Origin of the sequence: Isobaculum melis (assembly GCF_900111355.1) — a bacterium.
Classification (GTDB): Bacteria; Bacillota; Bacilli; order Lactobacillales; family Carnobacteriaceae; genus Isobaculum; species Isobaculum melis.
Genome location: NZ_FOHA01000003.1, coordinates 76983 through 91738, shown reverse-complemented (window position 1 = coordinate 91738; position 14756 = coordinate 76983). Strand labels below are relative to the sequence as shown.

Annotated in this window: 14 protein-coding genes; 4 read left to right on the top strand and 10 right to left on the bottom strand. The window is 35.7% G+C overall.

The window, feature by feature from the left end; translation table 11 throughout:
- Positions 1-23 precede the first annotated feature (23 nt).
- Entirely contained in the window at positions 24-968 is a 945-nt protein-coding gene (locus BMW29_RS03875) for a beta-ketoacyl-ACP synthase III (protein WP_281241491.1), read from the bottom strand.
- A 179-nt stretch (positions 969-1147) separates the two neighbouring features.
- On the opposite strand from BMW29_RS03875, the gene BMW29_RS03870 reads away from it, so the two are divergent.
- Positions 1148-1330, top strand: coding sequence for a YjzD family protein (locus tag BMW29_RS03870; protein ID WP_092650530.1), 183 nt, complete (start codon positions 1148-1150; stop codon positions 1328-1330).
- Positions 1331-1374: 44 nt separating this feature from the next.
- On the opposite strand, the gene clpB is transcribed toward BMW29_RS03870, so the two are convergent.
- From clpB to BMW29_RS03850, 4 genes are all read right to left on the bottom strand, one after another.
- Positions 1375-3990 carry an ATP-dependent chaperone ClpB gene (gene clpB, locus BMW29_RS03865; RefSeq protein ID WP_092650528.1) on the bottom strand — a complete coding sequence of 872 codons (2616 nt, stop codon included), beginning with the start codon at positions 3988-3990 and terminating at the stop codon, positions 1375-1377.
- Between the two features lie 135 nt (positions 3991-4125).
- On the bottom strand, positions 4126-4827 hold the full coding sequence (locus tag BMW29_RS03860) for a DsbA family oxidoreductase (protein ID WP_092650526.1): 702 nt from the start codon (positions 4825-4827) through the stop codon (positions 4126-4128).
- A 93-nt stretch (positions 4828-4920) separates the two neighbouring features.
- Complete coding sequence (locus BMW29_RS03855; RefSeq protein WP_092650524.1) at positions 4921-5379, bottom strand: cupin domain-containing protein; 459 nt, start codon at positions 5377-5379, stop codon at positions 4921-4923.
- A 24-nt stretch (positions 5380-5403) separates the two neighbouring features.
- Positions 5404-5793, bottom strand: a complete 390-nt coding sequence (locus BMW29_RS03850) for a MerR family transcriptional regulator (protein ID WP_092650522.1) — start codon at positions 5791-5793, stop codon at positions 5404-5406.
- 188 nt (positions 5794-5981) lie between these two features.
- Here BMW29_RS03850 and BMW29_RS03845 point away from each other — a divergent pair, with 188 nt between their 5' ends.
- From BMW29_RS03845 to BMW29_RS03835, 3 genes are all read left to right on the top strand, one after another.
- Positions 5982-6818 (top strand): oxidoreductase, encoded by an 837-nt coding sequence (locus BMW29_RS03845; RefSeq protein ID WP_092650520.1) that lies wholly within the window; start codon positions 5982-5984, stop codon positions 6816-6818.
- A gap of 134 nt (positions 6819-6952) precedes the next feature.
- The gene (locus BMW29_RS03840) at positions 6953-7291 is read left to right on the top strand and encodes a PadR family transcriptional regulator (protein ID WP_092650518.1); all 339 of its coding nucleotides are present in this window, start codon (positions 6953-6955) and stop codon (positions 7289-7291) included.
- Positions 7284-8141 carry a DUF1129 family protein gene (locus BMW29_RS03835; protein ID WP_092650516.1) on the top strand — a complete coding sequence of 286 codons (858 nt, stop codon included), beginning with the start codon at positions 7284-7286 and terminating at the stop codon, positions 8139-8141. Before BMW29_RS03840 ends, BMW29_RS03835 begins: the two co-directional genes overlap by 8 nt.
- 105 nt (positions 8142-8246) lie before the next feature.
- Here BMW29_RS03835 and BMW29_RS03830 read toward each other — a convergent pair whose 3' ends face one another.
- The 5 genes from BMW29_RS03830 to BMW29_RS03810 form a co-directional block, all read right to left on the bottom strand.
- Positions 8247-9833, bottom strand: coding sequence for a PASTA domain-containing protein (locus BMW29_RS03830; RefSeq protein WP_092650514.1), 1587 nt, complete (start codon positions 9831-9833; stop codon positions 8247-8249).
- On the bottom strand, positions 9826-10500 hold the full coding sequence (locus BMW29_RS03825; RefSeq protein ID WP_092650512.1) for an ABC transporter ATP-binding protein: 675 nt from the start codon (positions 10498-10500) through the stop codon (positions 9826-9828). The genes BMW29_RS03830 and BMW29_RS03825 overlap by 8 nt, the downstream gene beginning before the upstream one ends.
- A 15-nt stretch (positions 10501-10515) precedes the next feature.
- Entirely contained in the window at positions 10516-11982 is a 1467-nt protein-coding gene (locus BMW29_RS03820) for an ABC transporter permease (protein WP_092650510.1), read from the bottom strand.
- Between the two features lie 362 nt (positions 11983-12344).
- Complete coding sequence (locus tag BMW29_RS03815; protein WP_092650508.1) at positions 12345-13079, bottom strand: amino acid ABC transporter ATP-binding protein; 735 nt, start codon at positions 13077-13079, stop codon at positions 12345-12347.
- Positions 13080-13082: 3 nt separating this feature from the next.
- Positions 13083-14750 (bottom strand): ABC transporter permease subunit, encoded by a 1668-nt coding sequence (locus BMW29_RS03810; protein WP_425431584.1) that lies wholly within the window; start codon positions 14748-14750, stop codon positions 13083-13085.
- Positions 14751-14756 lie beyond the last annotated feature (6 nt).

Sequence of the window (14756 nt, the reverse complement as noted above, 5' to 3'; positions counted from 1 at the left end):
ATTATTCCTACTTTCTTTACAGTTTATTGATGCCATTTTATAACGCATGCAGCCCAGGTTAAGCCTGCACCAAAGCCAACTAGGAGAACTGAATCATTGGTTTTGATTCTTCCTGTTTTAACTGCATCATATAAAGCAATTGGGATACTTGCTGAGCTGGTATTCCCATATTCATGTACAACTGAAACCATTTTTTCTTCTGGTAAGCTTAAACGATTTGCTGCTGATTTCATAATGCGAATATTTGCTTGATGGGGAATCAAAACATCTAGCTCTTCTTTAGCAATACCCGCTTTTTCAAGGACATTCACTGACGCATCTCCCATTTTTCTGACAGCAAATTTAAAGACTTCATTGCCTTGCATCACAATATGCCCTTTTTCATTTTCATAAAGGTGACCTGCACCACTACCATCACTTCCTAATTCAAAGGAGAGAATGCCTTGATTTTCTGGAACTGGTCCAATTACTGCTGCTCCTGCACCATCACCAAATAAAATGGCTGTGCCGCGGTCTTCCCAATCAATCATTTGTGATAATTTTTCAGCACCTACAACCAATATGTTTTGATAAGCACCTGATTGGATAAATTGTGCACCTGTAATGAGTCCATATACAAAGCCTGAACAAGCAGCACCAATATCCATTGCTGCTGCTTTTGTTGCGCCTAAGCGTGCTTGGATTTGATTGGCTACAGATGGAAAATGAAAAGCTTGACTCACTGTGGCCACAATAATCAAATCAATTTCAGTTGCATCTAGCTGTGCATCTGCTAACGCTTCTTTTGCAGAAAAATAAGCCATATCTGCTGTTTCAATACCATCTGGTGCGATATGACGACGCTCAATTCCTGTGCGTGTCCTAATCCATTCGTCATTTGTATCCATTCTTTTTTCTAAGTCAAAATTTGTCAGTACCTCTTCTGGTACATACTTTCCAACACCTATAATGCCTACATTTATTGTCATGTTTCATCACCTTAGTCATCTATTTAGTAGCTATTTTTATTACCTACTACTAATTTAAAGTGATTCATCGCTTTTGTCAAGCCTTTTATTCCATGAGAGAGCACTCATAAATAGTTGTTTTCCCTTTACAATTCAGTAAATTGTGATAGAATAAATGCGAATGAAAAGAGGTGCGTGTGATGAAAAATCTTGTCGTTATTTTTTGGGCGTTCTTGATTGGACAAGCAGTTGCCTATATCGGTGCATCTTTAGTCGGTGCTCCATATAATTTTTTAGATGCAACCATTGTAAGTTTAATCGCTGGATTTATTGTTTCAGTGATTCCATTAGCCATGCCTAAAGAACCAAAAGAAGAGCAATAATAGTCAAAAAAATCCTAGCTAACAATAGCTAGGATTTTTCTTATTTATAGGGTTTCATTTAAATACTCAAAAGCTAATTGATCTTCTTTTACCGTCACAAGTACTTTTGTTTTAGGTAAAATTTTGCCAGCAATAATCTCTCTTGCCAGTGGTGTTTCTACCTCTTTGGTTAGATAACGTTTTAAAGGTCTTGCCCCATAAACTGGATCATAAGCATTTTCCGCAACAAAGGCTAGCGCCTCATCAGATAAACTTAAGGTAATTTCTTGCTCAGCTAATCTCTGAGTAAGCGAAACGGTCATTTTCTCCACTATTCCTTTAACATTGTCTAAAGTAAGTGGTTTGAATAAAACGGTATCATCAATTCTGTTTAAGAACTCAGGTTTAAATGAGGATTTTAATAGGTTGTAAACCCCATCTTCTACTTCTGGTTTCAACTCTCCTGTTAAAACATCTAATCCCTCTAATAATAAGTGTGAGCCAATGTTACTGGTCATAATCAGCACAGTATTTTTAAAGTCTACGACACGTCCTTTAGAATCTGTTAAACGGCCATCATCCAAAACTTGTAATAAAATATTAAAAACATCTGGATGGGCTTTTTCAATTTCATCTAATAAGACAATGGTATAGGGACTTCTACGTACAGCTTCGGTTAATTGACCACCCTCTTCATAGCCCACATAGCCTGGAGGTGCACCGACTAATCTTGAGACACTGTGTTTTTCCATATACTCACTCATGTCAATTCTAACCATGTGCTCTTCAGAATCAAAGAGGTTCTCTGCTAAGGCTTTTGCAAGTTCGGTTTTACCAACACCTGTTGGGCCTAAGAATAGAAATGAACCAAGTGGTCTTGTTGGATCTTGTAAGCCAGCACGGGCACGAATAACAGCATCTGTCACCATTTGCACAGCTTCATCTTGACCAATTACACGTTTATGAAGAGTTTCGCCTAATTTTAAGAGTTTTTCTCTTTCTCCTTCAACTAAACGCGTCACTGGTATACCTGTCATTCTGGCAATCACTTCTGCAATTTCATTTTCTGTGACTGATTCTTGAACCAAACGACTGCTACCTTTTTGTTTCTCTTCATTTTCTTGTTCTAATACATGCAATTCTTTTTCAACTTGTGGAATGGTACCATGTCTTAATTCTGCTGCACGTTCCAAATTGTAATTGGATTCTGCATCTTCTAATTCACGTCTTAATTGTTCTAGTATTGCACGTTTGTCTCTGACTTTTGAAACTTCTTCTTTCTCAGTCTCCCATTTCATTTTCATGTTATTGGCACTTTCTCTTAAATCAGCCAATTCTTGTTGAATGGTTTCTAAACGTTTTTTACTAGCATCATCTTTTTCTTTTTTTAGTGCTGCTTCTTCAATCTCTAATTGCATCAATCTACGCGTCACTTGATCCAACTCATTAGGCATAGAGTTCATTTCTACACGAATAGTTGCACAGGCCTCGTCCACTAGATCAATGGCTTTATCAGGTAAGAAACGGTCTGTAATATAACGATTTGATAGCGTTGCCGCTGCGACTAAAGCATTGTCATGAATATTGACACTGTGATGGATTTCAAAACGTTCTTTTAACCCACGTAAAATACTAATAGTATCCTCCACAGTCGGTTCATTAACCAATACTTTTTGGAAACGACGTTCTAGGGCTTTATCGGTTTCCATGTATTGACGGTATTCATCTAAGGTTGTTGCGCCAATACAGTGTAGCTCACCACGAGCTAGCATTGGTTTGAGTAAGTTTCCTGCATCCATGCTACCTTCTGTTTTACCAGCACCAACAATGGTGTGAATTTCATCAATGAATAGAATAATCCGTCCATCACTTTTCTTCACTTCTTTTAGGACAGCTTTTAAACGTTCTTCAAATTCGCCACGGAATTTCGCACCTGCAATTAACGCCCCCATATCTAAAGAGAAAATGGTTTTGTCTTTTAGGTTTTCAGGTACGTCCTTACGAACAATTCTTTGAGCTAAGCCTTCAACGATGGCTGTTTTACCAACCCCAGGCTCTCCAATTAAAACGGGATTATTTTTTGTTTTTCTGGATAAAATCCGAATCACATCACGAATCTCTTCGTCACGTCCAATCACTGGATCTTGTTTGCCACTTTTAACGGCTTGAACTAAATCAGTACCGTATTTTTCTAATGCTTTATATTGTTCTTCTTGATTAAGGGATGTCACTTTTTCTCCACCTCGAATCTCTTCTATTGCTTTTTTTAATTCTTTTTCAGTTACACCTTGGCTAACAAGATACTTTGTTAATGGGTGATTTTTTAATTTCATTAAGGCTAATACAACAATTTCTGTTGCTAAATATTCATCTTCAAATTGACCTCTTATTTTATCTGCTTCTGTTAGTAATTGAAACAGGTTTTGGCTAAGATTTTGGCCATAAGCAACTGAACTTCCTTCGATGACAGGATATTGCTCTAATTCTTGGTCAATCAGCTGTTCAAATCCAGCTATATCCAGTCCTACGTCTTGATAGAGGTTTCTAGTGAAATGATCTGGCGTCATAAATATTTTCCATAAATGGGCAATGTCAATTGTTTGATGATGTCTTGTTACAGCAATTTGTTGAGCATCTCCCAAAGCCTGCTGCATCGTTGTTGTCATTTTTTCAAGTTCCATCAAAATTCCCCCTTTTCTAACTATGCTTTTATTTTACTCCTTTGGTCAAAATTAGTCAAACAATATACATTGACATTTTTAGACAATAAAAAAAGAGCAAATAGCCGGATTTAATCAGCTATTTACTCGTTTATTTTAAAGAATCGCACAGTGATCATCATCACAATGAGGAACGGATTCATCTGTATTTAGAATGATTGGTTTTTCCCTTTGATTTTTTTCATCCACTTGTGCTAAAACACTTTGGAATGCGGTAACGGGTTGTGCACCACTCACTGCATATTTTCCATCAATCAAGAAAAAAGGCACACTTGTAATGTCGAGTTGTCTTGCTTGCTCTTCATCATTTCTTACTTCTGTATCATAAGTCTCTGAACGAATCACCTCTAAAACTTCTTGTTCAGCTAGACCAACACTGGTTGCAATGCTTAATAAAGTTGTTTCATCATTTAAAAAGGCACCATTTGAAAAGTATTCATGTAAAGCTGCTTCTGCAAATTCATTGCCTTTTCCTTTTGTTTTAGCAAATTGAGTCAGACGATGTGCATTAAATGTATTGGTTGTTTTCATTTGATCAAAGTTAAAGGTTAACCCTGCTTCCGCAGCCATTTGGATAATGCGTTGATTATTTTCATAAGCTTGCTCATATGACATCCCATATTTTTTGGCAATCAGTTCATGGATATTTTCATCATGGTGAATGGCTGTTTGTGGATCTAGCTCAAAACTTTTAAATTCAACCTCAATATCTGTTCGACTACCAATGGCTTGTTCTAAATGATGTTTACCAATATAACAAAATGGGCAAGCAAAATCTGACCATATTTCTATTTTCATTTGATTCTCTCCATTCTTCATTACTTACTATTTGTAAGTTACAAAATTATTGTAACCAAAATCAACACAATTGTCAAAAAAGTTGCTTTGCTTTTACAAGGGGCCATCAATCAATTCAAAATCATCAAAGGTGAAAGCTGGCGAAACAATACAACTAACTAATGCGGGTTCTGAGCCTATTGGTTTGGACATTTGCCATTCACCTTTTTTAACCAAAACTTGGGGCATTTCTCCATTTGCAATATTGGCACCTAACAGATATGTTTTTCCTTCTGCCAACTGCTCTTTAGTAGGTGCGATTGTAATTGCTACTGGGGAGCCTGAATGACTTAACCAGATTTCATCACTCATCACCTTATGCCAAGCACTTTCTTCCCCTTCTTGTAAGAGAAAATAGATAGAGGAAGCAGCATAGCGATTTCCTTGATAGCTGTCACCTAAAATTGTTTGAGGAATAACGACATCTGAATGCCAAATTTCTCGATACCAGCCACCTTCTGGATGAGGCTTTAAACCTAATTGTTCAATTAAAATAGAATTTTTTTTCGTCATACTAATCGCTCCTTTAGTTTATCCTTAAATTTCTGGATTTCTGTTATCTACTTGATTATGTAGCACTAACTCTTGGTAATAAGTTGCTTTGCTTTTTAGAATGGACATTTGTTGGTTGAGCTTTTCAATGTCTTCTTGTGTTTTTTGGCATTGGGCTAAAATCATTGAAAATCTTTCATGAATAGTGATATCTCCTTTTTGACAAAGCTCAATATAGCGCTTGACTTCTACTAAGGGCATTCCTGTTGTACGCAAAGCTTGAACAATTTGGACCCAGTTTAAATCATCTGTTGAAAATTGACGGACGTTATTTTTATCTCGTATCACATATGGAAAGAAGCCTTGGTTTTCATAGAATCTTAGTGTATGAGTAGAAATGGACATTTTTTCAGCTACTTCTTTGACTGTATACAACGCATCACCTCATTTTTTTAGTAAAAGTTCTTGACTGAGAGTAACTCTAAACCAATATACTATGGTTGTAATATACCATAAATCGTGATAGGAAAGGAAAAGTTTGTTGCCGTAAATGCATGATTTCCCCAAAAATAATAGAACAAATTCGCACTGGACAAGGTTGTTAATGAAAGGGGTCTTTGATAATGAGAAATAAAAGAATGGTTTGGTTGATCACTGGTGCTTCAAGTGGTTTTGGCAAGGAGCTCACCTTAAAATTAGTTGCTTATGGGTATCGTGTGATTGCAACGGCTCGAAATCCTGATGATATCACACAGTATCTGACAGCAAATGAAGAGGTGTTGATTTTACCTTTGGATGTCACAAATAAGGAACAAGTGAAAGAAACGGTTGCACTGGCAATGGCTCATTTTGGGCAAATTGATGTGTTAGTAAATAATGCAGGAATCGGTTACTTTTCTTCTATTGAAGAGGCTGATGAACAAGCTGTTCGCCAGCTTTTTGAAGTCAATTTTTGGGGCGTTAAAAATATGATCGATGTGGTGCTTCCTTTCATGAGAACCAGTAGAACGGGACATATCATCAATATTTCCTCAGTTGGCGGGATTAAAGCTTTTGCTGGTTTTGGTTACTATCATGCGACAAAATTTGCACTTGAGGGCTATTCTGAAAGCTTATATCAAGAGGTTTTACCTCTTGGTATTCATGTAACATTGATTGAGCCTGGTGATTTTACAACTGATTTTGCCGGACGTTCTGCTAAGGAAAATACAACAGTCATTGCTGAATATGGTACAACTGCTGGAAAAAATATTCAAGGAATTAGAAAGTTAAGTGGTCATCAGCCTGGCAATCCAACTTTAGCTGCTGAAGCCATCATTCAGATGTATGAAAGTCCCTTAAAGCACCCACTTCGTTTATTGCTTGGAACAGATGCTTATCAGTATGCCAATGATAAGATTGCTTCATTAGCAACTGATTATGAGATGGGGAAGGAATTAACTTTTAGTACAGACTATTAAAAAAAGGTGCCTAAATTAGGCATCTTTTTTTCTATTTATCAATCCTACTATTATGCTTTACATACTAGTGATTTTATTTTATACTATAACCAACTAGTAGGTAAAACCTAATAGCTAGAAAGGAAGGATATCGCTTGAAAGAAACCCAGTTACTAAAAGGTGTTTTAGAAGGTTGTGTGCTATCAATTATTGCAGACCGAGAAGTTTACGGCTATGAACTAGTTCAAATTTTAAAAGGTTATGGTTTCACTACGATTGTTGCTGGAACAGTATACCCACTTTTGCAAAAGCTTGAGAAGCAGCAATACATAGAAAGTAAGATACTTCCCTCTCAAGATGGACCTGATCGCAAATATTTTTTCTTAACGGAAGCAGGCCGGGTATATCTGCAAGCATTTGAAAAACAATGGCATGGCCTCGTTAAAAAAGTCAATCATTTACTAGTATCAGAAAGGATGAATACAGATGAATAAACAAAATCAGGAAATAAAGCAACGCATTGAAAAAAATAATTTATTGCGAAATCAATTAACAAATGAGAACAAAGTCTATTATGAAAAATTATTACTTTATATTCGAACCGTTGGTATTTTCTATGATGAAGCTGAAATTGAAAGTTTGTTGTATGGAATATTAAGTGATGTAGTGTCAGCACAGGAACACGGTGAAACAGCCGCTGATTATTTAGGAAAAGATCCTAAAGAAATGGCCGATACTTTAATTTCAAAATTGGAGAAGCCTAAGTTGAAACAAAAATTAAAATTAGCAAGCTATATCTTTGGTATTAGTTCATTTTTCAGTTTGATTGGAGAGTTTTCTGCAGCAGAATTTAAAGTGAATCCAATTGTCTTCTTATTGAACGGTCTCTTGAGTATCATCATGGTTTATGTTGTTTTTATTTGTATTCATAAAACAGTCTATTCAACTAAATCAGCAACTAAAGCGAGGCGTTTCCTGAATTATTTTTATTTATGGTTGATGTCTTGTTTCGTCCTTGGTGCTTTCATTTTAATTGGTTTATTCTCACCTAAAATATTGATTATTACAATTCCTGCACCTTTTGACTTATTCATTATTGGATTACTTGTACTTGCTGTATTTGGCTATGTTCTTTTGAAAAGACAAGAGGAATTTTATCCTTTTCTCCCAATGATTTTTATTTTTGCTTTGATTGGTATTTGTATAAAATTACCTTTTGGCCAGGCTCTGCTTAAGAGCACAAATGGTATATTTCTACTTGTTGGTACTTATTTAGTTGGTTATCTTGCTTTCTTCCTTTTAAATCGCGCCATTTTGAAAAGAGAAAATAAAGTAACTAAATAACCAAAAAGAGGGCGTGATAAAATTTTTCAGTTTTATCACGCCCTCTTAAATTGCTTCTAAAAACCCATAAATTTCCTCCGTAAACGGTGACCAAAAGTCAGGTTCTTATTCTTCTTCTAAGTCTCCAAGTGACTCTTTTCCTTTTGGAGAATATCCTGCTGGCTGGTCAAGATTTCCTTTACTAATTGAAATCGTCACTAGATAGGACATCCCCACATATTCATTAAAATTACTCATACTGACAACGGTTCCTTTTGTTTCATAGGAATCTACATAAGCTAATGTATAGTTGATATCGGCTCCTTTAGAGTGGTAATCCTCATAGAATAAGCGCGGTAAATCACCAACCACTTGGCCTTTATAATCTTTTAGGAAAGGTGCACCCTCAGAGTAAGTCACAATCACTTCAGTTTCATCTTTTCCTGTCAGTCTTGCACCAGGCTCAATTGTTTGTGCAATTAACCCACCAAATGGCACACTGCCATGAAATTGTTTGCGAACGCGTACCGTTAAATTTGGCACACTTGCTGCTTCATCAGGTGTAAAATTAGCAAAATTAGGAACAACGATTGCTTTCCCTAAAGAAACAGTGACGGACATTTCATCATGTTTCGCTACTTTTTCATTTGCAGCAATACTTTGACTGATAATTTTATCCACTTCTACTTCATTAGAATCCGCTTCTTCATAAGTCATTTTAATGTCATTGGTTTTGGCCCAGGTTTCAACCTCAGCTTTGGTTTTACCATTAAAATCAGGAACTGAAATATCTTTTTCAAAGACTTCTTTGCCTTTTGAAACATAAACCGTTGCATAATCTTTTCGTTTATATTCTGCAGCAACAATATTAGGGTCTTTGATTTCAAATTTAATGACTTTATTTTTAGCAATTTCATCATTAAATTCAAGCACAACTTTCATGCCATTCGCTTTGTTTTCGTCAATCCATTTCTCAACACTGCCTTTATCCATTTTTGAAAAATCGGGAAGCTTGAGAATTTCTTCTGGATCTGCTCCTTTACTGACTGTAAATGAGACTGTTTTGCCTTTTTTTACTTTTTTATTTTTAGCAACTTCTTGAGAAATCACCACATTCTCATCTGTCTCTGTACTGAATTCTTGTTTTAAATCCAATTCTATCTTATTTTTAGTTGCCCATTTTGTCACATCCGTTACAGGTTTATCTGTAAAATCAGGCATCGCAACATGAACACTATTATAATAAATAACATAAAGAATGATACATAGGAGTGCCGTTCCTGCGCCAATTAATATTCTTTTTCTTTTTTTCTTTTTTTGATAGGTTGGATCAATTTCAGTTTCTTCCGTACTAGCTCTTTTGGTTGCAGTAACAGGTGTGGCTGTTTTTTGCTCTTGTTTTACTTGAGCTCTATTTGTTGGATGAACAGATGCATTTTTTTTAGGCGCTGTATCAGGCACTGCAGGTTTCTGCTCTTGCTTTGACTTTGTCGTTTGAGACGCATCTGCTGTTTTTTTAGCTACATCCTTTTTAGTTGCTTTTGCTGCTTCGTTCTTTGGTTCAGCTTGTTCTTTCTTTGGTGTCTCTACTACTTCTTTCTCCGTAGTAGCCGTTTCTTTCTGAGGTGGATTTTTTGGTTCTTTTTTTTGATCTTTTTCATCTACCCACTCTTGATAGTTCTCACCATTAAATTTTGATAAAAAATCACTCATGCGGCACTAAACTTCCTTTTGAAAGGTAAAAAGTTTGATCTGATTGTTGTGCAATTTCATTTGAGTGGGTAACAACAATCACACATTTATCATGTTCATGGGCTAGCTTTTTAAAAATGGTCACAATTTCTTGCTCCATTTCCTCATCTAAATTTCCAGTTGGCTCATCCGCTAGAATAATTTCTACGTTCGTTGCAAGTGCGCGTGCAATGGCAACTCTTTGTTGCTCACCACCAGAAAGCATTGTAACTAAGCGATCTGCTTTACTCTTGCCTAGTCCAATGTAATCAAGTAAATTATAGGCAACTGTTTTTACATCTGTTGGCAATGAATTATCTGTAATAGACATTGGCACTAATACATTTTCAACAGCAGTTAAATAAGGAACTAAATTGTAGCTTTGGAAAATAATTCCAATATCATTCCGACGATATTTTTCATAGCCAATTTGCTTGATATTTTCATTATTATAAAGAATTTCGCCTTCTTTAGGTTGATCTAAGGCACTAATTAAAGATAAGAAAGTGGTTTTTCCTGATCCTGATTGACCAAGAATGGTATAGAATTTGCCTTTTTCAAAAGAAACGCTAGTATCTTTTAAAATATAGCGACGTTGATCCCCATCCTGGTAATAATAATTTACATTTTTTGTTTCTAAAATCGCCATTCTATTCGCCTCTTTCTACATCATTATTTTTTTAGGATTCAAGCGGACAATATAAATCAATGGAATGGCAGTTGATAAGAAAATCGCGCCCAATCCAATACCATAGAATAGTAACACATAATTGCTATCTAACTTCACTTGATAAGCTTCCGCTACATCTTCAGTTGTTACATCTGTTTGCAACGCATATGAACCCATTGAGCTAAACATTTGCTCATTTGTTGATGTTTCTTCTGTTTGGCTTTGAAGTAATGTATCAGAAACACCTCTTGCTAAATAGTTTCCACTAAAGACAGATAAGGTAATTCCAACAATACTTACGATTAAAACTTCCAGCATAACTTGACCTAAAACTTTCCCTTTACGTTCTCCTAATGAAAGGTAAATACCAAGCTCATGTTTACGATCACGTAAGAAGAGTAACACGACTAATCCAATAATTAAAACGGCTGCAATTACTGAAACAATTAAGACATAACTTGAGAGTTTTGACATTGATTTAATAGGTGCTGCGATACTGTCATATTCATCAGCAGTCGTTTTTACAATATAATTTTTAGGCATTAAGTCTTTAATATCCGTTTTAAATGTCTCAATATCTTCTGGAGATTTTAATACATAAATTGGCGTATACATAGGATCATTTGGAACATCCTTTTCACTAAGTTCAGGATTGGCTTTCAAAAACGCTTCACTTGAAAAGTCATTTTCTGCATTGACAACCCCGGCTGATGTATAAATTGTATTTAGGTATTCAGTATCCATAAACATCTTTTGGACATCTTTTTCTTTTTTATTATCCTTATTATCCTCTTTTTTTGCTGCAGTCTGCTCAAAAATCCCTACAATTTCTAAAACAAAATCCCTTGTATCTGTCACTTCTAATTGACCATTTTCAGAAAACTCTGCAGCATATACTTCTGTTTGAAACACCATGGTGTCTCCCACGTGTAAATTGTTTTTTTCAGCTAACTTATCTGATATAATAGCTACATTTTGATCTTTATCAATTTCTTCTTGATTAAAAATACGTCCATCAACAATTTTTCCTTTTCCTTCTGCAAAATCAAGTACTGGGGCATAATGAATTCCCTTCACTTGGAATTGATTCATTCCACCCATAATCGCTGCATCTTCCACTTCATATCGTTTAACAGTTTTGGAAGAGCTATACGCAGTCGTACTGTAATCATAGTACTTAACAGCTGGTTGCTCACCAATTTTTTTAATTTGATCAACTGATAAGAATGTCATATTAGAAAAATCAAATTCACCAGTTTTATCTGCTGACTCATAATCAAATTCAACAGTTGCAACACTACCTAATTTGGTTTTAATTGTATTCTCTACCGATTTTGTTGCTTGCTGAATGGAAATAGCCCCTGCAATCAAATTACCTAATACAAAAATAACGGCAAATAAAATGATTGACTTTCCTTTCTTCCTTACCACACTCAATAAACCACGCTTAATAAAATTCATCTTCAACCTCCTCATATTTTTTGTTAATGAAAGCAATCAATGCAATTAACTTCATATTATAAATCTATTAAAAACTCATGTGAAAGTCAATCAAATCTTCAATATTTAAGAAATTTATTCCTTTTGTTGTAAACGTTCACAGGATGTTTTTAATCAACTCTAGCTTGTTTGCATGTTCACTTATCATTAGCTTAAAAGATGATCGTGACAATTTAGTGACTTTCAAGAAATTTAATGTATTTTTTTGAATTTTTTATTCATTAGATAAAAGTTCCTGTTTCTCCTCTAAAAAACTGAGCTAAGCACAGATAAAAAAGGCATGGAACAGTTAGTTGTCCATGCCTTTCATTGATACAATTCCTCTAATCTAATGTACGTTTTAAAAACGCTTTTGTTCGTTCTTCTTTAGGGTGATTGAAAATTTCCTCTGGTGTTCCCTCTTCAACAATCACGCCTTGATCCATAAAGACCACTCGATTGGCGACTTCTTTTGCAAAGCCCATTTCATGAGTAACCACAAGCATGGTTAAGCCTAAGTTCGCTAAATCCTTCATTACTTTTAGCACTTCTCCAACCATTTCAGGATCTAAGGCAGAAGTCGGTTCATCAAAGAGCATCACATCAGGGTTCATTGATAAAGCTCTTGCTATCGCAACCCGTTGCTTTTGCCCACCAGACAATTGACTCGGTTTTGCATGAATATATTGCGCCATTCCGACTAAGTTTAAATACTCTAAAGCCGTTTGCTCGGCTTCTTCTTTAGTACGCTTTAAGACTTTTATTTGACCAACCATACAGTTACTTAGCACATCATGATTATTAAATAAATTAAACTGCTGAAAGACCATCCCTAAATGTTTGCGGTACTCTTCAACATTATGGGTATCTTTCATAATGTCATCGCCTTGATATAAAATCGTGCCACCTGTTAATTTTTCTAATAAATTCACACATCTTAAGAGCGTTGATTTGCCTGAGCCAGAAGAACCAATCACACAGACGACTTCTCCTTTATTGACTGTGAAATCAATATCCTTTAACACTTCATGTGTGCCAAACTTTTTACTTAAATGCTTCACTTCAATAATTTTTTCCATGAATTAATCCTCCTCACGTTTCACAGTATTTTCAACAGCCTGGACTTGCATTTGATTTTGAATCACAACATAATTTTCTGGTCCATCTAAACGTTTTTCGATTGCACGCAGAATTCGTGTCACTGTGAAAGTCATAATGAAGTAAATCACACAAGCAACAAAGAAAGATTCAAAGTAACGGAAATTGTTTCCTGCGACTGATTTTGTTTGGAAGTATAATTCTGTCACTGAAATGACATTTAAAACAGAAGTATCTTTAATATTAATCACAAATTCATTACCAGTTGCTGGCAAAATATTTCGCATCACTTGTGGTAACACAACATTTTTCATCGTTTGAAGATGATTCATTCCAATGGCATGAGCAGCTTCAAATTGTCCTTTATCAATAGATAAAATCCCACCTCGAACGATTTCAGACATATAAGCACCTGTATTGATTGAAACAATAAAGATGGCCGCAAACAGTCGGTTCATATCTACACCAAAGGCTAAAGCTGAACCATAATAAATCACCATGGCTTGCACAATCATCGGTGTGCCTCTGAAAATTTCAATATAAATTGAAAGCAAGCTATTGATAATTTTTAGTAAAGTTCGTTTGACTTTTGAATCTGGCTTTGGAATGGTACGAATCACACCAATTAACAAGCCAATTAACGTCCCAATAATGGTTCCAACTAAGGCAATCAATAAGGTTACACCAGCACCACGTAAGAACATGGGGCCATTTTCAGAAACAATTTTAACAATCCAAGCAAAGCTTAAGCTACTATCTTTGGCATCAATGACTGTTCCTGAGTCTGCATCATCCTCTGTATCTGTTTCAGCAGGTTGATTTTTAATCGCTGCTTCCATTAAATCAGCGCGTTCTTCCTCACTGATTTCTGCTAAAATTTGATTTACATCTGCTTTAAGTGCACTATTTTTAACAAGTCCTACCGCAGTATCTGTATCTTCTTCTGCAGTTTGAAAGCCATCTTCTAATTCAATCATTTTAAAGCTATTATTTGCTGCTTCTGCTGTGATGCCTTCTGGCAATTCTGAAATATAACCATCAATCACACCAGATTGTAGCGCAACCCGCATTGAAGAAAAGTTATCCATAGCGGTTTCTTTAACGACACCTGGCATTTGATCAATGACCGAATAATGGAAGGTATTTAATTGTGCTGTAATTTTAGCACCTGAAAAATCTTGAAGAGAGGTTGCTTGATCATAAGCGCCACCTTTTTTTACCACAAGTACTAAATGAGATTTATAATAATTCTCTGAAAAATCAATTGATTGTCTGCGCTCATCTGTAGGTGACATTCCTGCCATAACTGCATCAATTTTCCCAGATGTTAAAGCAGGAATTAAGCCATCCCATTCTGTTTTAACAATCACTAATTTCTTTCCTAAGCCATCTGCGACTTTTTGAGCTAAGGCAACATCATAGCCTCCAGCATAATCTGCTGAACCATCAATTTTAACTGCGCCATTAGCATCTGTGGATTGGGTCCAGTTAAACGGTGCATAACCGGCCTCCATTCCAACAACAAAGGTATCATCTTTTGAATCTCCAGCGCCTCCACAGCCTGAGATTAGGACGACAATCACTGCAAACATACTGAATAAATAGCCAATCTTTTTCCTCACATCAAACACTCCTTCTTTTTTCTTTCCCATTTGATT